The following is a 20,658-nucleotide window of genomic DNA, read 5'->3' as shown; positions in this document are numbered from 1 at the left end:
TGTTCACTATCCACTGTTCACTATCCACTGTTCACTATCCACTGTTCACTATCCACTGTTCACTACCTTAGCGCACCTTTTCAGGAGGCGGTTTGTTGGAGAGCGGAATATTTCCGAATTTTGCCGCCTTTGCATTTGGCCTAACCGGCCCACTTTCAGTTACCTGCCCCGTAGGAAATGTCGCAAATTGCTGAGTTAAAGGAACTGCTGGCCCAACCCCGGCAGGTATTCATCACCACCCACCACAAACCCGACGCCGACGCGCTGGGCTCGTCGCTGGGCCTGGCAGGCTACCTGCGCAAGAAGGGCCATCAGGTAACGGTGGTTACGCCCTCCGATTATCCCGATTTTCTGGCCTGGATGCCCGGCAACGACGACGTAGTGGTGTACGACCCGCGCCGCAACGATGCACAGGTGCGCGAACTGGTTGATCAGGCGGAAGTGCTGTTCTGCCTCGACTTCTCGTGTCTGGCGCGCATCAACGAGCTGGGCGAGTACGTGCGGGCCGCCAAGGGTACCAAGGTGCTCATCGACCACCACCAAGAGCCCGAGAGCTTTGCGCAGCTGGATTTTTCCAACTCGCGGGCTGCGGCCGCCTCCGAACTGGTGTTCGAAGTAATCCGCGACCTGGGCGACCAGGACCTGATTGACGCGGGCATCGGCGAGTGCCTGTACGCGGGCATTATGACCGATACGGGCTCGTTCCGCCACCCCAGCACCTCGCGCAACGTGCACCTCATTATTGCCGAACTGCTCAGCGCCGGCATCAATACCTCCGAGGTGCACCGCCGCATCTACGATTCGCACTCGGAGGAGCGGCTGCGCTTTCTGGGCTTCGTACTGAAGGACAAGCTGACGGTGCTGCGCGAGTACAACACGGCCTACATTGCCATTACGGCCGACGAGCTGCGCCAGTACCACTCTAAAACCGGCGACACCGAGGGGCTGGTCAACTTCGCGCTCAGTATTGAGGGCATCGTGTTTGCGGCCATTTTCATCGACCGTTCCCAGGCCGTAAAAATATCCTTCCGCTCGGTGGGGAGCTTCTCGGCCAGCGAGTTCTCGCGCCGCCACTTCAGCGGCGGCGGCCACCACAACGCCGCCGGTGGCATCAGCCACGTGCCGCTGCCCGCCACCCTCGACCGTTTCCTGGCCCTGCTGCCCGACTACCAGGCCCAGCTGCTGGGCGCTACGCTCCCCAGCCCGGCCCCGGTGGCGTAATTCGCCGTAACTTCGTCGCTCTTTCTGCATCTTCACCCCTCTCAAACCCCTTCATGTTTCTTCAACGCAACTTTCTGAGTCTGGCCCTGGTGGCCGGCATCCTGAGCCTGGCCTCCTGCAACAAAAGCGGGGATTTCAGCAAGACGCCTTCGGGGATTGAGTACAAGGTTTTCAAGAGCACCGGCGCCGGTAAATACGATGCCAAGGACGTAAGCAGCGAAGGCGACGCGACCTACAAGGAGCGTATCGGCAAAATAATGGCCCTGCACGTGGAGTACCGCACGGCCAAAGACTCAGTTCTATTCAACTCGCGCAAGCAGCAGATGGGTTTCCCGGTGCGCGTGCCGCTCGACACGGTGCGCAAGGCCCAGCGCGGCGGCCTCGAGGAGGCTATCAGCCTGCTTCAGCCCGGCGACTCGGCCGTATTCCGCTTCAACGTGGATACCATCTTCGCTAAGTCGTTCCGCCAGCCCGTGCCGCCGTTCATGAGCAAGGCCGGCAAAACCATGACCATGTACGTGAAAGTGGACAAGGTGCAGGCCCAGGCCGAAGCCATGGCCGACGTGCAGAAGATGCAGGTGGAGCAGCAGGCCAAAATGGCCGCTCACGCCGAGGATCAGCTTAAGAAAGATGATGTAGCGCTGCAGGCCTACGCCAAAAAGAATAACCTCACGGTTCAGAAAGACGCTTCGGGCGTGTATTACGCCATTACCACAGCTGGCCCCGGCCCCAAGCCTAAGGCGGGCCAGATTGTATCAGTGCTCTATAAGGGCTCGTTGCTGGAAAGCGGTAAAGTGTTCGACTCGTCGGAGAAGGTGGGCAACAAGCCGTTCGACTTTGCTATTGGCCAGGGCCAGGTGATTCCGGGCTGGGATGCGGGCATTGCGCAGTTCCCCAAGGGCTCGAAAGGCGTGCTGTTGGTGCCTTCGTCGCTGGCCTACGGGCAGCGCGGTGCCGGCGCCGACATTCCGGCCGACGCCATCCTGCGTTTCGACGTAGAGCTGGTTGACATCAAGAATGCCCCCGCTCAGCCGGCTGCCGGTGCGCAGATGGATGAGGCCGAAATCCGGCGTCAGATTGAAGCCATGCAGCGCCAGCAGCAGGGCAAATAATAGCGGCCGTATGCTCGTTTAACGTAAACCCCCGGCCCCGCGGTGCAACCCGGCCGGGGGTTTTTGTATCCTGCCCTTAGGGGGCCTCACATCTTTTCTCTTCGCTGATGCTGTTTTCTTCTCTTTGGCAGCTGCTGGATAACGCCACCCAACGGGGTGGTCGCTTTCTGGCGCTGCTGCTGGTGCTGCCGCTGCTGATCGGCTGCCAGTCCGACCCCGTTGACAGCACCGACTACGCCACCCGCGACGAGCAGCTGATTACCGACTACATCAAGGCCAACAACCTGACGGGTTTCGAAAAGAAGTCCTCCGGCCTGTACGTAGCCGTTACGCAGCCCGGCACCGGCGACCCAGCTGTAGCTGGCCAGCTGCTGACGGTGCTTTACACCGGCCTCACCCTGGATGGCCGGATTTTCGACTCGACGGCCAATCGCAACAACGATCCGCTTACCTTTACGGTCGGTCGGGGCCAGGTAATTGCCGGCTGGGATGAGGGTTTTATGGGCCTGCGCCCCGGCAGCAAGGCTACGTTGCTTATCCCTTCGGGCTTGGCCTACGGCGCCCGCGCCACGGGGCCGATTCCGGCCCATGCGGTGCTGCGCTTCGATGTGGAGCTGTTGCAGGCTCAATAATGCCTTTTCTCATTTAAATCTCAGTCCTATGAACTTCCGGCTTTCCTTGCTTCCCGTCTTTCTGATGGCCCTGCTTTTTGCGCTCGGAGCCTGCAAAAAGAGCGAAGACAAGCCCGCCAGCGACTACACAGAACGCGACAAGGGCCTGATTGATGACTACATCAAGGCCAATAACCTAACTGGTTTCACAAACGACTCGGTGGGCGTGTACGTCTCCATTACCAGTCCCGGCACGGGGCCGCTTCCCACCAAAGGTCAAACCATCATCGCCAAGTATGTTGGCAAAACCCTCGATGGTCAGGTTTTCGACCAGACCAAGGCAACGACTATTGGTTTTGCCTTCGTGCTGGGCGCAAACCCGAATCAGGTCATTAAAGGCTGGGAGGATGCTTTCACTCAGCTTAATAAAGGCTCCAAGGCTATTCTGCTCATTACGTCGGCGAAGGCCTACGGGTCTTCCACGAGCGGCACTATCCCACCCAACTCGGTGTTGCGCTTCGATGTAGAGGTAGTTAATATCAAGTAAGCCGGCCGGCCTTATAGGCGGCGGTTACCCTTTTGCTCTATGATGATGAAAAACCTGACTTTACTTCTTTCGTTGCTGCTTGCACTGCTGGTAGGCAGCTCGCTCATAGCCGGCTGCAAGCAGCCGGCGAACCCCTACGAAATCGACCCTAAGCTCATCGAGGCCCAGAAAAAGGCCGATGACGATACGATCCAGACTTACCTGACCCGTCACGCCATTACCACTTACCGGCGCCTCGATTCAGGCATCTATCTGGTGCCCCTCACCGATGGGCCGGCCGCTAATCCGCTGATTAAGGCGGGGCAAAAAGTGACGGTGAATTATGTAGGTAAGTTTATCAACAAGCGCAAAGAAACGCAGGTGTTTGATGCCTCCAGCACCAACCGCACCGACTGCGGCTGCTTCAGCTTCCGCAATGGGAGCGGCGGCGTAATAGCAGGCTGGGACCAGGCCACGCTTCAGATGCGGCAGGGCGACCGGAAACTGGTGCTTATCCCTTCGTATCTGGCGTATAGCTTTAAGGGTTCGGGGCCGATACCGGGTAGCACCCCGCTGCTGTTCGATATGGAAATTCTGAGCGTAGAGTAACGGCTGAACGATGCGGCAGGTGCTGATGTGGGCGATTTTATTACTGCTGGGCGGCTTGCCCTTGGCTGGCCATGCCCAGCGCACCCTTGTTACCGCCACACCAGCGCCCCCCACCGATAGCCTGCTGGCCCGGGCTACTACCACGGCTTCGGGCTTGCGTTATACTTTGCGGCAGCCGGGTAGCGGCCCGTTGCCCAAAGTTGGCAGCCGCGTTACAGTTCATTACACTGGCTTTCTGGCCACCGATGGGCATATTTTTGATACTTCGGTGCAGCAGGGCGGGCCACTGAAGGTGCGGGCCGGCCAGCGGGAGGTTATCCGGGGCTTCGATGAGGCACTGCTGCTGCTACCCCAGGGCAGCCGGGCCCGAGTCTGGATACCAGCCGCACTGGCCTACGGTGCCAAAGGCCGCCTCGACCCCGACGATGATGATGGCCGCCGTTACCTCATCCCACCCAACACCGACCTCATTTTCGAGCTGGAAGTGCTAAAGGTGAAGTGAGGCGATAGGCAGGAGTGCCGAAATCCTGAGTACAACGGTCGTTCTGCTTTGGCAGAATGACCGTTTTTTTGTTTCTTCTTTGCAGGCTTGTTCTGCTCCGTTTACCTTTCCATATTTGCTTTTTTTATGCCTTATTCTGTCCGGGTGCGCGTGTTGGGGTCGGTGAGTGCCTTGCTGCTGGCGGCGGCGGGGCTGGTTTCGTTTCAGGGTAAGCCCGTGCCATTTAACCGGCTGAAATCGGGGTTGGAGTACCGCATCTACCGGCTCGAAAAGGGCCGCTACGTGCTGCGGCCCGCCCTGCCCGCCACCGGCGACCCCACCTATGCCAGCCGCGTGGGCCGCATCCTGAGCCTGCACCTGCAATTCCGGACGGCCAAGGATTCGGTGCTTATGCACTCGCGCCGCCAGAACGAGAACCAGCCCGTGCGTGTGCCGCTCGATACCATCCGACCCAGCCAGGGCGGCAGCGTTGAGCAGGCCTTGGCGCTGCTGCAGCCCGGCGACTCGGGCGTGTTCCGCCTCAACCTCGACACGGTGTTTCGCAAGTCGTTTCAGCAGCCCGTGCCCGGCTTTATCCGGCGGGCCGGCCCTACTATGCTGGTGTTCGCCAAGGCCATAAGCGTGCAGACTCCGGCTGAAGTGGAAGCCCAGATGCGGCAGGAAGAAGCCCGCCAGCAGCAAACGGCCACCCTTAAAGCCGCCGAGCAGGCCCGCCGCGACGAAGCCGTCATTCTGGCCTATGCCAAAGAGCACCAACTCCAGCCCAAAAAAACGCCCCGGGGCGTTTACTACGTGGTTACCCGTCCCGGCAGCGGCGCGCTGGCCCAGCCGGGCCAAACAGTTTCGGTGCTCTACCGGGGTCAGTTGCTCAGCGGAAAAGAGTTTGACGCCTCGGCCAGTCATGGCAACGTACCCATCGAGTTTCCGCTGGGCGCCGGCCGCGTTATTCCGGGTTGGGATGAGGGCGTGGCCCAGCTTTCCAAGGGTGCCAAAGCTACGCTGCTCATCCCTTCAGCCCTGGCCTACGGCCCCCGCAGCCCCGGCGAATCCATCCCCGCCAATAGCGTACTACTCTTCGACGTGGAGCTAGTAGATGTGAAGTAGTGAATAGTGAGAACGTCATTCTGAGCGAAGCGGAGCGTAGTCGAAGAATCTCGCGTGCAATAGTACCCCTGTCGGCAGGAATTACTGTGTCACGCGAGATTCTTCGACTACGCTCCGCTTCGCTCAGAATGACGTTCTCACTATTCACTATTCACTATTCACTGTTCTCTGTTCTCTACAACTCTGCCAGCACCTCCGATAGCACGGCCAGGGAACGGATGTCGCCGAGGCGCTCGACGTGGAGTTGGTAGTAGCGGATGAGCACGCCCAGCAGCTCGCGCCGCACGCGGCCGTTGGGAATAGCGGCAGTGGCCGGGGTCCGGATCAGCTCGTCGAGGTACTGGTCGAACTCGCGGCGTAGGGCCGTGGGGCCGCGGTTGGTGCCGGCCGCGGCATCGGTGGCGAAGGCCACCTGGGTGGTGATTTCCTCGCCCGTTTCGGCGCCGAAACCCAGGTAATGGCTCAGTTGGAGCAGAAACACCAGCGCGAAGTTCTCGAAGCCCGCCGCCTGCCGGTCGAAGGCCAGCACCGAGTCGTGCAGAAACGTGAACATCGGCTCATTCTCCTCCTCTTCCAGCAGCACCCGGCTCACAATTTCCGATAGCAGCAGCGCGATGCTGCTCTTGCGCACATCGTAAGGCAGCGTACGGAAGGGCTCGGCGCAGCGAAACTCCGAGAGCCGGGTGAGGCCGCCGTTGCGCGAGGTGTAGGCCACCAGCTCGAGCATCGTGAGGGGCTGAAACAGGGCAATGCGGCCGGGTGGCTTGGCCTTGCGCACCCCGTTCACGAGGTAGCTTTGCAGGCCCAGCCGCTCGGTGTAGATGCGGGCAATAATGCTGGTTTCGCGGTAGCGAATGTGGCTGAGGACGATACCGCGGGTTTTAATAAGCATAGCTGGATGATTGGTGGTGGAATGGAAAACGTCTGTCATCCTGGCGGAGGAAGGACCTTATCCTATTTGAACTAGTCGTTACTACGTCCGTTCAAACGTGATAAGGCTCTTCCTCCGCCAGGATGACAGACGTTTTCCATATCTGAATCTGACCTACTTACTCACTACGGCAATCTTGCTTACGCAACCGTTCTTGCCGTTGGCATCGGAGGTGAGCACCAGGTACACGCCGGAGCGCACGCGCTGGCCGTTGTAGTCGTTCAGGTTCCAGGTCACGGTGCCACCGTTGGCGCGGGTCTGGTACACGAGCCGGCCCGAAACGTCGGTGATTTTGACGCTGGCGTTATTGGTCAGGCCCGAAATGCCCACCGGTCCGGCGTAATCGGGGCGTATCGGGTTCGGAAACACGCTGGCGCAACTGGGCTTACCCTCGGTTAGCGTGGCGTCGCCGCGGTAGCTGACCACGCCCGCATCGGTCACGGCGAATACTTCGCCGGTTTTATCGTTTACGGCCACATCCACGATGGTGTTGGAGGGCAGCGGGCTGTTGGCGGTGGTGAAGTGCAGCAGCGCCTCACTGGCATCGGCCGTGAACAGCCACAAGCCGTTTTCGGTGGCGAACCACTTGCGGTTGGCCCCGTCGATGGCAATGCCGTTTATCTTGTCTTTGCCCAGCGTTGGGAAGCCCACCTCGTCCACGCCTCCCTTGTCGAGGTAGGGCAGCTGAAATTCGGGGTTCGTCTGCTGGGGGTCGAAGGCGGTGCCGGGGTTGGCAAAAAAGGCCGGGCCCTTCCGGGTGCCCACCCAAATGTCGCCCGCACGGTCCTTCACCACATCATAGATTTCGTTGATATCCTGCACGGTAGTGCTGCCTCCCTCTTCCCGGCGGCCGAAGGCTTGCCGGAAGGAGCGGGTTTCACGGGTTTCGGGGTTATGCACCACCATGCCGCTGCTGCTCTGCCGGTCGCGCGACACCCACGCATTACCCGCGTCGTCGAGGGCAATCCGGTCGAGGCTTTCACTGCCCGCGAAGTAGTCGATAACGCGCCAGCTGCTGGCCACGGGGTCGAACACGAACACGCCCGACTGCCCGGTTAGCTGGTGGCGGTTCACCACCCACACGCGCCCCTCGGCATCGGTCGTAACATCGGTTACACGCACAAAATTGGGGTTTCCGGGGGCACCAATGGAAATACGCAGTGGGTTGGGCTGGTTACTAGTTGCGTTGAAGAGCCGGAACTCACCGGGCATCTTCCACTCCAGCAGGCCGTTGCCGTAACTGCCCACGTACAGCGTGCCGTCGGGGGTGCGGGTGCCGCGGGTCAGATCCAGCGGGTTGGGGTACTGGCTGAGGTCGGGCAGCGTGGCCGACGTAATATTGGTCCATTGCCCCTGCTTGAACTCGTAGAAGCCCCGCCGGAAATTGCGCTGCTCGTAGTTGCTGGCGTAGCCGCCCGTGAATACATCCACGGTATTCGTGCGGGCATCGGCCAGCACGCTGAATGCCTGAACCCCGGCGGGCGCGTTGCTCAGAAACTGCTCGGCCTGCTGGCCATCGGGCGAAATCCGGAGCAGGCCGTTATCGAAATCAGCCACGTAAAAATTACCCTCGCGGGCCCGCAGCGTGGCCCGCGGGTCACGCACCAGGGTGGGGCGCAGGGTTTGGCGCACAGTGCCGGCAGCCACGTTCAGCACCGTTACCTGAGCCCGTTCGGTTATCAGCAGGCCGGCCGGCGAGGGGGTCAGCTGCCGGAACTCGACGCCCACCGGCGAGCCGGCCAGCGGCTGCCAACTGCCCGGCGCGGTGTAGCCATACAGCCGGTCGCCGTTGAGGCCGGCCACCACCCGGCCCTGCTGCACGGCCAGCGTGCGGTAAGGGTCGGCGGCGCGGGCGGGCAGATCGGTAATCCAGGTGCGGTAGTCGAGCGGATTGCCGGCCAGGCTCGTGCGCATCAGCCCGTTCGAGGTAGCCGCGAACAGCGTGCCGTTGGCCACGGCCGTGGCGTACACCCGCACCACCGTGCCGCCGGGCCCGATATTGGTATACGAATCCCGGATTTCGCGCTTGTCGAGGTCGAGCACCACAATGCCGAAGCTGGAAGCCAGATAAGCCCGCCGGCCGGTAATCTGCACCTGATAAACAGCCTTGGTACCGCTGATGTCTTTGCGCAGAACATCGTTGAGGTTACTGATTTTACCGTCCTTAAGGCTTAGCAGGTCGAGGTTGGTGTTCTGATACACCACCAGCAGCTGCTGGCCCACCGAGTCATAGGCCAGCACACTCACGCCCACGTCGCTCAGGCCGTCGCGCCGGGAAAGCAGGCGAGTGGTGCTCAGCTGCTTATCGAAGTAGAAGAAAGCATCCTGAGCGGCCACGTACACCCGGTCGTTGGCTTCGGCCAGGGCCAGGCCGCGGTTGGTGGGCAGGTGCAGTTGCCACTCGCCAAAACCAACCGCCGCCGACTGGGCCCGGGCCGCACCGGCTGGCAGCAGGCCTATAAGCAATAACAGCAGAAAAACCAATAGCCGCGCCGGGCCCGGGCGTAGTATTCGCATCATCGAGGGGGAGTAAAAGCGCAACGGATTGATTGGCAAGATAACGCCCCCGGCCGGGCTTTAGTGCGGGCGGGGGCGCTGGGACATTCCCCAAAACCTATGTACCACCACTTACCGCTTTCCTTTCATGCCTTCCTGGAAGCAAACGCGGCAGCGGGCTTCGTAGGCGTCGGTTTCGCCAAGCAGAATTTTATCTTCGGCGGCCGTAACCCGGAACGAGTAGGAGGCCAGCTCGCCGCAACGCACGCAGATGGCGTGCACTTTGGTTACGAACTCGGCCACGGCCATCAGGGCGGGCATGGGGCCGAAGGGCTGGCCCTGGAAATCCATATCGAGGCCGGCTACAATCACGCGGGTGCCGCCGTTGGCCAGCTGCACGCACACATCCACCAACGACTCATCAAAAAACTGGGCCTCGTCGATGCCTACCACGTCGCAGCTGGTGGCCAGCAGCAGGATTTCCTGGGCCACGGGTACCGGCGTCGAGCGGATGCTGTTCTGGTTGTGCGACACCACATCTTCGGCGTGGTAGCGGGTATCGAGGGCGGGCTTGAAGATTTCCACCCGCTGACGGGCAATTTCGGCCCGCTTGAGCCGCCGGATAAGCTCTTCGGTTTTACCCGAAAACATGGAGCCGCACACAACTTCAATCCAGCCCCGGCGGGCATTGCTGCCGAGGCGCGTACCAACGCGGGGTTCAATAAACACAGGCGGCAAATGAGGGAGTCGGTAAATGAGTAAGCAAAGGTACTATTGTCATTGCTTCGCTCGGTTCACAATGATGGCGGGAGTTGCGCGTTCACCAAATTACTCCGGCATCGAGTACACGATGTGCGGGAGTTGGGTAGCCCGGGGCACACGGACGCTTACCTGGCCGGCGGGCAGGCGGGTCTGGCAGCTCAGGCGCTCATCAGGGCGGAGACGGGCGGCGGCGCGGTAGCCCAACTCGGGGGCAGTAAGTTCACTCAGTAGTTCGGCGCCGGCCACTACCCGCAGCCGGCACGTAACGCACCGGCCCCGTGCCCCGCAGGCATGCTGCCAATCGTGGCCCGCAGCCTGGATGGCGGCCAGCAGCGTGGCCCCGGCAGGCACCGGAATGGCTACGCCGGCCAGATTTTCGACAATCAGAGTGGGCATCTTTCTGTAAATTGCTCGCTGAACCAGGCTTTCGAATGAATACCAAATATAGCCACGCCCAGCGTGAACAATACGGCCGGCTGCTGGCAGCCCGGCTCTGCGACCAACATTTCGGGGCCCGCCCCACGGCCACGCTCGACGGCCCGGCGGTGCTGCGCTTCACGCCCATCCGGCAGGTAAACCTGTTTGTGGTGCAGGCGCTGCTGGGCAAATGGACCGCCGAAATGGCCCAGCTGCGCAGCTCGTACTTCGATTTTGAGGATACCGATGTGCGCCAGGCCCTCACCCAGTTCATGAACGTGCTTTCGCGGCGCATCCGCCTCAGCCGGCCCACCTACGAGCCGCTACTGGCCCAGGCCGTGGCCGACACGCTGGCCGGTGCCCTCAGCCCGGCCGATACGCTGGCCACCAAGCTGCTGCCCGCCGAGGCCGGCCCGCGCACGCCCGAGCAATTACGCGAGGGCCTACGCTACCTCGATACCAGCAGGGCGTTGTTTGAAAGCTTCATCGATGCGCTGCCAGCCGGCCAAGAGCAGCCCCGCGACTACCTTATCAGCCACTTCCGCCAGCACCTGGAAAGCCAGCCGGAGCAGCCCGAGCCCCTAACGGCGCTAGTAGCCCAGTTCAACGAGCTGCTGCCGCTTACCGAGGCCGATTTACGGGAAGCTTCCCCGGCGCCCGTAGCAGCAGTGCCGGTTCAGGCTGCCCCTACTCCTGCCGCGGCCGCGCCTATTTTGCCCCCTGCCCCCGTGCCTGCCCCCGTTCCCGCAGCTGCCATAGAAATGACCCCGGTGGCCCCGGCCGCGCCTGCGACCAGCGTGGCGCCCGCAACCGAAACGGAGGCGGTGGTCCCGCTGCACGCCAAGCTGAAGGCCGAGCGCGCGGGCTCGCCCTCGCTGAGTGAAACCTTGCGCCCCGACCGCGCCGCCACGCTGGCCGACAAAGCGCCGAACGTCGAGTCGTTGCGCGAGGCTATTTCCATCAACCAGCGCTTCAGCTTCATCAACGAGCTGTTTGGGGGCGAGAACATGCGTTACCACGCCGCCATCCAACACCTCGATACGCTGCCCGACGCCGATGCGGCCAAGCGCTACGTAACCGACAACCTGGCCGCCGAACAGCAGTGGGTGCGTAAGGAAGAGCATGTGAACAAGCTGCTCCGGCTGATTGACCGCAAGTTCAGCGCCTGATTTTTAGGAGCCGGGGCCCAGCTTCGGGCGGCTCGTTTCATTCGTTCCGCTCGTTGCCCATGCCCCACCCCACTGTTCCGTTTCTGCGCTGGCCCCACTGGCTGCTGGTGTACCTGCTGGGCCTGGGCCTGGTGGCCGGGCCGGCCTACCCCATGTACCGGCACTACGATTTCTCGCACTCGCTCGACACGCGCAGCTACCTGAGTGTGGCCCGCGGCGAGTTTACGGGCGTGAGCCTGACGCGGCGCTACCGGCCGCTTGTGCCGGCTTTGGCCGCCGCCGTCGCCTGGCCCATCGAGCAGGTATACACCCGCATCTGGCCCGAGCGCCCCGGCTCCGAATGGCCGTTACGACTAGGATTTTACGTGGTAAACTGCCTGCTGCTGGCCGGCACGGGGCTCGTGCTATTCCGCACCTGCCAGCTGTGCGGGGCCTCACCACTGGCGGCAGCACTGGCCCTGGCGGCCGTATTCACGAGCCGCTGGACGGTGTACACGGCCGGCCTGCCCCTCGTGGATAGCCTGTACCTGCTGGTGTTTGCGCTGGCCTTTTACGCCGTGCGGGCCGGCTCGGCCGGGGCAGTAGTGGCCGTATTGCTGCTGGCGCTGCCGGCCAAAGAATCGGGCCTCATGCTGGTGCCTTGGCTACTGTGGTACGGCCGCCACGCACTACGCTGGCCCTGGCAATTGGCCTGGCTGGCGCTGGGCGGGGCCACCTGGCTAGCCCTGCGCCTCTGGATTGACCAACAGGCCGGCACCCCACCGGCGGCCAGCGTGAGCAACGCCCTGGGCCACCTCGAAAACCTGAGCTACTCGTTGCGGCGGCTGTTTTCGGTGAAGGGCGCGGGCGAGATTTTCAGCATTTTCGGCTTCTTCAGTCTGGCGCTGCTGGCGGGTTTGCGCAACCGTGTAGCTCGTCAGGCCTGGCTGCCCGCCGTAGGCTGGTCGGGCGCCTGGCTGCTGGTTATCGTAGCCGCCCACATGCTACTTTCGGGTGATTTGGGCCGCATGGGTTATCTGGCCGCGCCGGTTTTCGCGGTGGCGTTTTCGTTGATAATCAGCCGAAACGCGCTGTTTGATTGGTTGAAACCAGGTCAGGTAACACACACGAGCAGATAAGCCGAATGCCCCTTTGGACTGGTAAAACCCCTGTTTTTGCCTTCTCCTAATACCGCTCCAGATCCTGCTTGCGGGCGGCATCCATGGCCAGCAAAATGAATAGCAGCGTGGTGAACGACCACAGCGAGGAGCCACCGTAGCTGAAGAAGGGCAGCGGGATGCCCACGACTGGGGCCAGACCGATGGTCATGCCGATGTTGATGCAGAAGTGGAAGAAGATGATGCTGGCCACGCAGTACCCGTAGGTGCGGCCGAATACCGATTTCTGCCGCTCGGCCACGTACACAATGCGCCCCAGCAGGGCCATAAAGAGCACAATGGTCGTCATGGTGCCCACCCAGCCCCACTCCTCGCCCACGGTGCAGAAAATAAAGTCGGTGCTCTGCTCGGGCACGAAATCGAACTTGGTTTGGGTGCCCTGCAGAAAGCCCTTGCCGGCCAGTCCACCCGAGCCGATGGCAATTTTCGACTGCGTAACATTCCAGCCCACGCCCAGCGGGTCGGCCGAGGGGTTTATCAGGATTTCGATGCGCTTGCGCTGGTGGTCCTGCAGCACGTTGTTGAAAAAGAAATCCACCCCGAACACCATGCCGATAACCACCGCCCACACGCCTGCACTCAGGGGCAGATGGTGGCGCAGGCTGCGCCAGTTAGCGGCCAGCACCACCGCCAGCAGCACCGTGAAGCCTAGTATCAGCCAGAGCTTGGGCACGAGCAGGGCCAGAATGAGGATGACGGCACCGGCAGCCAGAATCAGGAGGATGAGCGGCGACATGCCCTCGCGGAAGTAAGCCAGCAGGAAGGCGGCAAACACCAGGGCCTGGCCCGTTTCGTTGGCCGCGATGATGAGTACCGGCGGCAGCAGCGTGAGGCCGGCCAGCACCAGCTGGTCGCGGAAGCTTTGCTGACGCAGGTTGATGCTGGCCAGGTAGCGCGAGGCGGCCAGGGCCGTGATGAACTTGGCAAACTCGGCGGGCTGTACCCGCACCGGCCCCAATTCCAGCCACGAGCGCGAGCCAGCAATGGGCCGGGCAATGAAGGGCGTAACTAGCAGCAGCAGAATCATCAGCCCGTACAGGCCGTAGGCCAGCGTATCGTAGGCCTTGGGGTCGATAACGAGCAGTACCACCACCAGCACCAGGGCCGTGCCAATCCAGACGATCTGCTTGAACCAGTTGAAGTCCATGAGCTGGCCGAAGCTCAGCGAGCTGAAGGGGTTGGCCGGCGCGTCGGGCGAGTAGCTGGCCGCATACACGTTCAGCCAGCCCACGCCCACCATCAGCAGGTAGAGCAGGACCGTGACCCAGTCGATGCTGCGGTTGTAGCGGGCGGGAAGCGAGTTCAATTTTGAATTAAGAATTAAAGGTTATTCCTCGAGTTGATAGAGCAGTTTCCAACGTCAGCGGAACGTCATGCTGAGCTTGCCGAAGCATGACGTTCTGATTAACTCTTTAGACAGCTCTATCAGTACTTTCGGCGCTTGATAAACCGGTCGGCGGGGCCGGGCAGCCACTCTTCCCAGCGGTGGCGCCAGGGGGCTACCTGGCCGCGCAGGTATTTTTCCATCACGAGGGCCGCCAGCGGCGCGGCTGAGCTGCCGCCGAAACCGGCGTTTTCGATAAATACCACAATGGCAATTTTGGGGTCCTGGGCCGGGGCGAAGGCGGCGAACGTGGCGTGGTCGTCGCCGTGGGGGTTTTGCACGGTGCCGGTTTTGCCGGCTACCACTATGCCCACATCGGAGAGGCTGGCGTTGTTGCCGGTGCCGCCGTTGCCATCCACCACGCTAACCATGCCCGGAATGATGGCCTCGAAATGCCGGGCCTCTACCCCTACCGTGTGCTTTATCTGGTACTCGGGCAGCGGCCCGCCGCTGCCGATGCCGCGTACGAAATGAGGCGTGTAGTACCAGCCGCGGTTGGCAATGGTAGCCAGCACATTGGCCATTTGCAGGCCCGTAATGCCCATTTCTCCCTGCCCGATGCTCAGCGAATACACCGTGCGGTAGGTCCAGCGGTGGTAGCCGTTGCGTTTGTCGTAGAACTCGGGCGACGGAACCAGGCCTTTTTTCTCGTTGCCCATATCCACGCCCAGCTTTTCGCCCAGTCCGAACTGCATCACCTTGCGCCGCCACTCGCCCAGGCCCAGGCGGGCATCCTCGAAGCGGTTGCTGGAGCGCCCGCGCAGCACGGTGGCCCGCATCACCTGGTAGAAATAAGGGTTGCAGCTGTTTTTGATGGCAAGGCCCACGTTGCTGGGGTACTCGTGGCGGTGGGTGCAGCGCACCAGCTTCCAGTTGCACGCAAACGGCGTGTTGGGCGACACTACGCCCGCCTGCAGCGCCACCAGCTCGTTCACCAGCTTGAAGGTGGAGCCCGGCGGGTAGGTGGCCATCAGTGGGCGGTTGAACAGCGGCTGCTCGGGGTTGTTGAGCAGCTCCATGTAGCGGTTGCCCATGCCCTTGCCCGACAGCATTTCGGGGTCGAACATGGGAGCCGACACGAAGGCCAGAATTTCGCCCGTTTTGGGGTCGAGGGCTACCACCGAGCCGCGCTTGCCGGCCATCAGCTTTTCGGTGTAGCCCTGCAGCTCCGAGTCGAGGCTCAGGTGCAAATCCTGGCCAGCCACGGAAAGCGTGTCGTACTCGCCGTCGCGGAAGGCGCCCTTCTCGATGCCGCGCACGTTTACCATGCGGTACTGCACGCCGCGCCGACCCATCAACTGCTTTTCGTAGAACGACTCTAGGCCCGTGATGCCCAGAAACTCGCCCGGCTGGTACTTGCTGTACTGGGGCCGTTCGAGCAGCTTGGGCGTAATCGAGCCCACGTAGCCCAGGGCGTGGGCCATGGTGTGGGTGTTGTACGAGCGGGCCATGCGGGCCTTCACGCTGAAGCCGGGAAAATCAATTAGGTTGTCCTGGATGGCGGCCAGCTCCTGGGTGCTCAGGTTCTGCACCAGCGGCGAGGCCTTCACGCGGCTGAACTTGCGGGCCTGCTGCAGCCCCTCGCGCACCTCTTCCAGCGGCAGCTGCAGCAGCTGGCTGAAGCGCAGCGTATCGAGCACTTTCACTTCGCGCGGCACCACCATCAGGTCGTACACGGGCGTGTTCTGGACCAGAATCTGGCCCTTGCGGTCGTAAATCAGGCCCCGGTAGGGGGGCTGCACGATGCGCTGGAGCGTGTTGCGGTCGGCGGCCAGCTTGTAGCTGCCGTCCAGCACCTGGATGTAAAAGAGGCGCGTCGCAAAAACCAGCGCGACGGCCAGGAAAATTGCCTGGACGACGTATTTGCGGCCTTCGAGGTATTGCAAGGCAGAAGAATCTGAAAGGAAAAGGTTTCCGCTACGAGCAAGCAGTCGGAAGACAAAGATAACCCCGACCGTGCGGAAAAGGTGCTATGTGGCGAGATGGGGGTTAGAAGGGCTGGTGCGTTGGGGGGCAACGGTTATCATACTGAGCGAAGGCGCAGCCGTAGTCGAAGTATCTCTACTGCAGTGGTAAGCCTGACATTAGGGTAGTCTGGCAACGAAGCGGTAAAGATGCTTCGGCTTCGTTGCACTCCGCTCAGCATGACGTTCTTATTCGCCAGGTTCTCCCTCTATCCTGCCAAAACCCCAACCCCCTACCGCTGCCGGCGCTTGGTGGGGTAGAACACCAGCTGGATGATGAGCAGCGCCAGGGCCGTGTAGAGCGTGCTGAGCACAATTTTGGCCAGCGTGAGGCCCACGAAGCGCATCGAGCCCAGTTCGAGCAGGAAAAAGGCGGTGTGGTGAATGGCCGTGAGCAGCACCAGATACACCACCATCCATTGCCAGCCCATCTGGTGGATGTTGACCGAATCCTGGGTGTCGTAGCCGTCGCGGGGCGTGAGCAGGCGCAGCACCCAGGGCCGCAGGTACATCAGCAGCACGGCCGCAACGGCGTGCACCCCGCCGGTGTCAAACACCAGATCGAGCGAAATGCCCGTGACAAAGCCCAGCACCAGTTGCACCACCAGCGGCGTACCCAGGGGCAGAAACAGCAGAAAGCCCAGGTAAATAAAGCACCAGGCCAGGTTGAACAGCACGAAATCGGTGCCGCTGATCAGCAGCACGTACAGGGCCAGGTAAAATACACCCCGCACTGCCTGCCACAGAACGCTCAAAATTCCTCCGCTCATGGCCGCTTGGTTTCGGGTTTTATGCCGGCGCGCAGCTCCAGCGTGTCGCGCTCGGCCTGGGGCCGGCTGGTGACCAGGTACACGTAGGTGAGGCGCGAAAAATCGGTGGCCAGCCGCACGCGCACCGTCCAGAAGTTCTTGTCGGGCTCCTTCACAAACGAATCGACGGTGCCCACCAGCACGCCCTCCGGATACACGGCATTGAAGCCCGAAGTCACTACCGTATCGCCGCGCACGAGCTTGTTCTGGCGCGGAATATTGTCGAGCAGTACGTGGGTGGGGTCGTCGCCGAGCCAGCGCACGGTGCCAATGGTGCCGTCGCGCTGAATGCGGGCCGACGTGCGGCTTTGCGAGTGCAGCACCGACGTGATGGTGGCGTAGTGCTCGGAAAACACCTTCACCCGCCCCACAATACCTTCGGCCGACACCACGCCCATGCCATCGCGCACCCCATCGGCGCGGCCTACGTTCAGGGTCAGGTAGTTATCTACGAGACGCTGGGTGCTGCTCACCACCCGGGCCGGAATGAGCGGGTAGTCAGGGTCGCGGGTCGAGAGGGCTCGCAGGCCCAGCAGCAGCGAATCGGGGCGGCCCAGGATGGCCAGCCGGGCCCGGGTGGTGCTGTCCTGGCGCACGGGCAGCGAGTCGGCGGTGCGGCCCCCCAGGTCGGGCTGGTAGAACTGCTGGCGCAGCCGGGCATTTTCGCGCATCAGCTCCTGGTTGATGTCGGCCAGCCGGAAATAGTCCTGCACCTGGTTGCGCGAGGCCAGCACCTGCCCCACGTAGGTATTGGCCGAGTTGAAAAACGCGGCCCGCTGGTAGGTGCTGTTGCGCACCAGCAGAAATACGCTCAGCACTTCCAGCACCGCAAATACCAGGAAAGCCCGGTAGCGAAACAGAAAGGCGAACAGATTATTCATTCGGAGGAACTAGGAGTTAGAAGCGGGAAGTTAGAAGCGGACAAATACGCGAAATCAGCCATTGAGTATGTAAAAAGAACGTCATTCAGAACAAGCTGTGCTCTGAATGACGCCCAATTCTAACTCCTGGCTTCTCCCTCCTAGCTTCTTAGGTAAGCAGCACGCCCCGGAAGCCGTGGAGGTTCTTGAGGGCCGCGCCGGTGCCGCGCACTACGGCGCGCAACGGGTCTTCGGCAATGTGGATGGGCAATTTGGTTTTCACGGCCAGGCGCTTGTCGAGGCCGCGCAGCAGGGCGCCGCCGCCGGTCAGATGAATACCGTTTTCGTAGATGTCGGCCGACAGCTCGGGCGGGCTGATTTCGAGGGCCTTGAGGACTGCCTCCTCAATTTTAGCCACCGACTTATCGAGGGCAATGGCAATTTCCGACGACGTCACCTTGATTACTTTCGGGATGCCGGTCATCAGGTCGCGGCCGCGCACCTCGTAGTCGGGGGGCGTTACTTCGAGCTCGGTCAGGGCTGCGCCCACTTCAATTTTGATGCGCTCGGCGCTCCGCTCACCAATCAGCAGGTTGTGCTGGCGGCGCATGTAATCGAGAATATCCTGGTTGAACACGTCGCCGGCCGTTTTGATGCTCTGGTCGCAGACGATGCCCGAAAGAGCAATAACCGCAATTTCGGTGCTGCCGCCCCCAATGTCGATAATCATCGAGCCGATGGGCTGCTCCACATCAATACCAATGCCGATGGCGGCGGCCATGGGCTCCTGAATCATCCAGACTTCCTTGGCCCCGGCGTGCTCGGCCGAGTCGCGCACGGCCCGCTTTTCCACCTCCGTAATGCCCGACGGGATGCAGATAACCATGCGGTGGCTTTGCTGAAACAGCCGCGGCCGGGTCGGAATCATCTTGATGAGCCCCTTAATCATCTCCTCGGCGGCGTGGAAGTCGGCAATTACGCCGTCTTTCAGGGGCCGGATGGTTTTGATATTGTCGTGGGTTTTCTCGTGCATCTGCTGCGCCTGCCGGCCCACGGCAATTACTTTGTTGGTCGTGCGGTCTTTGGCGATGATGCTCGGCTCGTCCACCACGATAACATCGTTATGAATAATGAGCGTGTTGGCCGTGCCCAGGTCGATGGCAATGTCGCTGGTAAAGAAATTATTGAAGAAACCCATCGCGTAACGGCAAGTAAATGAGAACGGACCGCTTGGCCCATCAAAAGAAGGGCAAAAGTACGGAGTAATTCATAGTGAGTAGTGAACAGTGAATAGTGAGCCCGGCTGTCATCCTGACGAAGGAAGGACCTTATCACGCAAGAACAGCCGTTTTAGCGACTCGCTTCTACCGTCAGGATAACAGCCGGGCTCACTATTCACTGTTCACTACTCACTATTCACTAAATCAGTGCTTGAAGTGGCGTACGCCCGTGAGCACCATCGCCATACCCAACTGGTTGCAGGCGGCAATGCTGTCCTGGTCCTTGATGGAGCCGCCGGGCTGCACTACGGCCCGGATGCCGGCCGCACCCGCAATTTCCACGCAGTCGGGGAAGGGGAAGAAGGCGTCGGAGGCCAGTACAGCCCCGTTCAGATCAAACCCAAACGAGGCGGCCTTCTCGATGGCCTGGCGCAGGGCATCCACCCGCGAGGTCTGGCCCACACCCGAGGCCAGCAGCTGGCCGGCGCGGGCCAGCACAATGGTGTTGCTCTTGGTGTGTTTGCAGATTTTGAGGGCGAATTCCAGGGCCGCTACCTCCTCAGGAGTCGGTGCCGAGTCGGTAACGGTTTTAAAGTCGGCCGCACCCTCGATGGCCTGGTCGAAATCCTGCTCGATGGTGCCGTTGAGCAGCGTTTTGATTTGTTTGGCCGGGAACTGCACGGGCTTCTGACGCAGCAGAATGCGGTTTTTCTTGCTCTGCAGCAGCGGCAGTGATTCGGCTTCAAATTCGGGCGCAATCAGCACCTCGAAAAACAGCTTGTTCAGCTCGTCGGCCGTGGCCGCATCTACCGGCCGGTTCACGATGATTACGCCGCCGAAAGCCGATACCGGGTCGCAGCTCAGGGCGTTGAGGTAGGCTTGGTGCAGCGTGTCGGCCTGGGCCACGCCGCAGGCGTTGGTGTGCTTGAGGATGGCGCAGGCCGCCGGGCCCGCCGCGTCGAATTCGCGCATCAGCAGCACGGCCGCGTCCACATCCACCAAGTTGTTGTAGCTGAGCTGCTTGCCGTGGAGCTGGTCGAAGAGTGCACTCAGGTCGCCGTGGAAAGTGCCCGCCTGGTGGGGATTCTCGCCGTAGCGCAGAGGCGTTTCTTCTGAGCTGTTAGCTGTTAGCTGATAGCTGTCAGCTTGTTTCTGACCAGCGCTCTTGCTTTTTACTTTTTCACTTTGACTTGCCGCGAAGTAGCGGCCGATTTCGGTGTCGTAGTGGGCGGTGGCGGCGAAGGCGGCGGCGGCGTAACGCTTACGGTCTTCCAGGTCGGTGGCGCAGTTTTTTTGAGCCAGCAGCTCAGTTACAGCCGCATACTGGTCGCGGCTGCTGACCACGAGCACGTCGCGGTAGTTTTTGGCCGCCGCCCGCAGCAGCGAGATGCCGCCGATGTCAATTTTCTCAATCACATCGGCCTCCGGGGCACCCGAAGCCACGGTTTCCTCAAACGGGTACAGGTCAACGACTACCAGATCGATGGGCGGAATTTCATGCTGGGCGGCCTCGGCTAGGTCGGAGGCTTCGTGGCGGCGGTGCAGAATGCCGCCGAATACTTTGGGGTGCAGGGTTTTCACGCGCCCGCCAAACACGGCCGGAAAGCCGGTCAGGTCTTCCACGGCCGTTACGGCGGCGCCCTGCTCCTCGATGAACTGCTGGGTGCCGCCGGTCGAGTAAATCGTTACGCCGTGCTGGCTCAGCAAATCCACGAGCGGGCCGAGGCGGTCTTTATAGTACACCGAAATAAGGGCGGAACGAATGGGCTGCGACATGGCGGAAGGGGGCTGAATAGGTTGGTGA

The 20,658-nt window shown here is 61.5% G+C and carries 19 protein-coding genes; 9 read left to right on the top strand and 10 right to left on the bottom strand.

Going from position 1 to position 20,658, the window contains the following annotated elements; translation table 11 throughout:
* Nucleotides 1-177 precede the first annotated feature (177 nt).
* The 7 genes from BLW21_RS14320 to BLW21_RS14290 all read left to right on the top strand — a co-directional run bounded on the left by BLW21_RS14320 (nucleotide 178) and on the right by BLW21_RS14290 (nucleotide 5,685).
* The gene (locus BLW21_RS14320) at nucleotides 178-1,221 is read left to right on the top strand and encodes a DHH family phosphoesterase (RefSeq protein ID WP_092741213.1); all 1,044 of its coding nucleotides are present in this window, start codon (nucleotides 178-180) and stop codon (nucleotides 1,219-1,221) included.
* 53 nt (nucleotides 1,222-1,274) lie between these two features.
* A complete protein-coding gene (locus tag BLW21_RS14315) occupies nucleotides 1,275-2,333 on the top strand; it encodes an FKBP-type peptidyl-prolyl cis-trans isomerase (RefSeq protein WP_092741211.1) in 1,059 nt (352 codons plus the stop codon).
* A gap of 107 nt (nucleotides 2,334-2,440) precedes the next feature.
* Nucleotides 2,441-2,965, top strand: a complete 525-nt coding sequence (locus BLW21_RS14310) for an FKBP-type peptidyl-prolyl cis-trans isomerase (protein ID WP_092741209.1) — start codon at nucleotides 2,441-2,443, stop codon at nucleotides 2,963-2,965.
* A gap of 64 nt (nucleotides 2,966-3,029) precedes the next feature.
* Nucleotides 3,030-3,491 (top strand): FKBP-type peptidyl-prolyl cis-trans isomerase, encoded by a 462-nt coding sequence (locus tag BLW21_RS14305; protein WP_217633874.1) that lies wholly within the window; start codon nucleotides 3,030-3,032, stop codon nucleotides 3,489-3,491.
* A 45-nt stretch (nucleotides 3,492-3,536) separates the two neighbouring features.
* The gene (locus tag BLW21_RS14300; protein WP_175470979.1) at nucleotides 3,537-4,079 is read left to right on the top strand and encodes an FKBP-type peptidyl-prolyl cis-trans isomerase; all 543 of its coding nucleotides are present in this window, start codon (nucleotides 3,537-3,539) and stop codon (nucleotides 4,077-4,079) included.
* A gap of 61 nt (nucleotides 4,080-4,140) precedes the next feature.
* Complete coding sequence (locus tag BLW21_RS14295) at nucleotides 4,141-4,581, top strand: FKBP-type peptidyl-prolyl cis-trans isomerase (protein ID WP_175470978.1); 441 nt, start codon at nucleotides 4,141-4,143, stop codon at nucleotides 4,579-4,581.
* Nucleotides 4,582-4,707: 126 nt separating this feature from the next.
* Nucleotides 4,708-5,685: an FKBP-type peptidyl-prolyl cis-trans isomerase gene (locus BLW21_RS14290; RefSeq protein WP_092741201.1), complete on the top strand. Its 978-nt coding sequence runs from the start codon at nucleotides 4,708-4,710 to the stop codon at nucleotides 5,683-5,685.
* Nucleotides 5,686-5,860: 175 nt separating this feature from the next.
* Here the strand turns inward: BLW21_RS14290 and recO are convergent, their stop codons facing one another.
* From recO to BLW21_RS14270, 4 genes are all read right to left on the bottom strand, one after another.
* A complete protein-coding gene (gene recO / locus BLW21_RS14285) occupies nucleotides 5,861-6,577 on the bottom strand; it encodes a DNA repair protein RecO (protein WP_092741199.1) in 717 nt (238 codons plus the stop codon).
* A gap of 153 nt (nucleotides 6,578-6,730) precedes the next feature.
* Nucleotides 6,731-9,136 (bottom strand): type IX secretion system anionic LPS delivery protein PorZ, encoded by a 2,406-nt coding sequence (gene porZ, locus BLW21_RS14280; RefSeq protein WP_092741196.1) that lies wholly within the window; start codon nucleotides 9,134-9,136, stop codon nucleotides 6,731-6,733.
* Between the two features lie 108 nt (nucleotides 9,137-9,244).
* Nucleotides 9,245-9,841, bottom strand: coding sequence for a thymidine kinase (locus BLW21_RS14275; protein ID WP_092741194.1), 597 nt, complete (start codon nucleotides 9,839-9,841; stop codon nucleotides 9,245-9,247).
* 99 nt (nucleotides 9,842-9,940) lie between these two features.
* A complete protein-coding gene (locus tag BLW21_RS14270; RefSeq protein WP_092741192.1) occupies nucleotides 9,941-10,270 on the bottom strand; it encodes a 2Fe-2S iron-sulfur cluster-binding protein in 330 nt (109 codons plus the stop codon).
* Between the two features lie 35 nt (nucleotides 10,271-10,305).
* Here BLW21_RS14270 and BLW21_RS14265 point away from each other — a divergent pair, with 35 nt between their 5' ends.
* Nucleotides 10,306-11,460: a hypothetical protein gene (locus BLW21_RS14265; RefSeq protein WP_092741190.1), complete on the top strand. Its 1,155-nt coding sequence runs from the start codon at nucleotides 10,306-10,308 to the stop codon at nucleotides 11,458-11,460.
* Between the two features lie 59 nt (nucleotides 11,461-11,519).
* Nucleotides 11,520-12,578: a hypothetical protein gene (locus BLW21_RS14260; RefSeq protein WP_092741188.1), complete on the top strand. Its 1,059-nt coding sequence runs from the start codon at nucleotides 11,520-11,522 to the stop codon at nucleotides 12,576-12,578.
* Nucleotides 12,579-12,624: 46 nt separating this feature from the next.
* Here the strand turns inward: BLW21_RS14260 and rodA are convergent, their stop codons facing one another.
* The 6 genes from rodA to purH all read right to left on the bottom strand — a co-directional run bounded on the left by rodA (nucleotide 12,625) and on the right by purH (nucleotide 20,630).
* On the bottom strand, nucleotides 12,625-13,923 hold the full coding sequence (rodA, locus tag BLW21_RS14255; protein WP_092741186.1) for a rod shape-determining protein RodA: 1,299 nt from the start codon (nucleotides 13,921-13,923) through the stop codon (nucleotides 12,625-12,627).
* Between the two features lie 119 nt (nucleotides 13,924-14,042).
* Nucleotides 14,043-15,887 carry a penicillin-binding protein 2 gene (gene mrdA, locus BLW21_RS14250; protein ID WP_092741184.1) on the bottom strand — a complete coding sequence of 615 codons (1,845 nt, stop codon included), beginning with the start codon at nucleotides 15,885-15,887 and terminating at the stop codon, nucleotides 14,043-14,045.
* A gap of 311 nt (nucleotides 15,888-16,198) precedes the next feature.
* Nucleotides 16,199-16,735: a hypothetical protein gene (locus BLW21_RS14245; RefSeq protein ID WP_092741182.1), complete on the bottom strand. Its 537-nt coding sequence runs from the start codon at nucleotides 16,733-16,735 to the stop codon at nucleotides 16,199-16,201.
* Nucleotides 16,732-17,655, bottom strand: coding sequence for a rod shape-determining protein MreC (gene mreC / locus BLW21_RS14240; protein ID WP_092741180.1), 924 nt, complete (start codon nucleotides 17,653-17,655; stop codon nucleotides 16,732-16,734). Before mreC ends, BLW21_RS14245 begins: the two co-directional genes overlap by 4 nt.
* Nucleotides 17,656-17,803: 148 nt before the next feature.
* Nucleotides 17,804-18,832: a rod shape-determining protein gene (locus tag BLW21_RS14235; RefSeq protein ID WP_092741178.1), complete on the bottom strand. Its 1,029-nt coding sequence runs from the start codon at nucleotides 18,830-18,832 to the stop codon at nucleotides 17,804-17,806.
* A gap of 226 nt (nucleotides 18,833-19,058) precedes the next feature.
* On the bottom strand, nucleotides 19,059-20,630 hold the full coding sequence (gene purH / locus BLW21_RS14230; protein ID WP_092741176.1) for a bifunctional phosphoribosylaminoimidazolecarboxamide formyltransferase/IMP cyclohydrolase: 1,572 nt from the start codon (nucleotides 20,628-20,630) through the stop codon (nucleotides 19,059-19,061).
* Between the last annotated feature and the right edge of the window lie 28 nt (nucleotides 20,631-20,658).

The organism is Hymenobacter psychrophilus (assembly GCF_900107135.1).
Classification (GTDB): domain Bacteria; phylum Bacteroidota; class Bacteroidia; order Cytophagales; family Hymenobacteraceae; genus Hymenobacter; species Hymenobacter psychrophilus.
The sequence above is the reverse complement of the archived record's forward strand: the minus strand, read 5'-3'. Positions and strand labels throughout refer to the sequence as shown.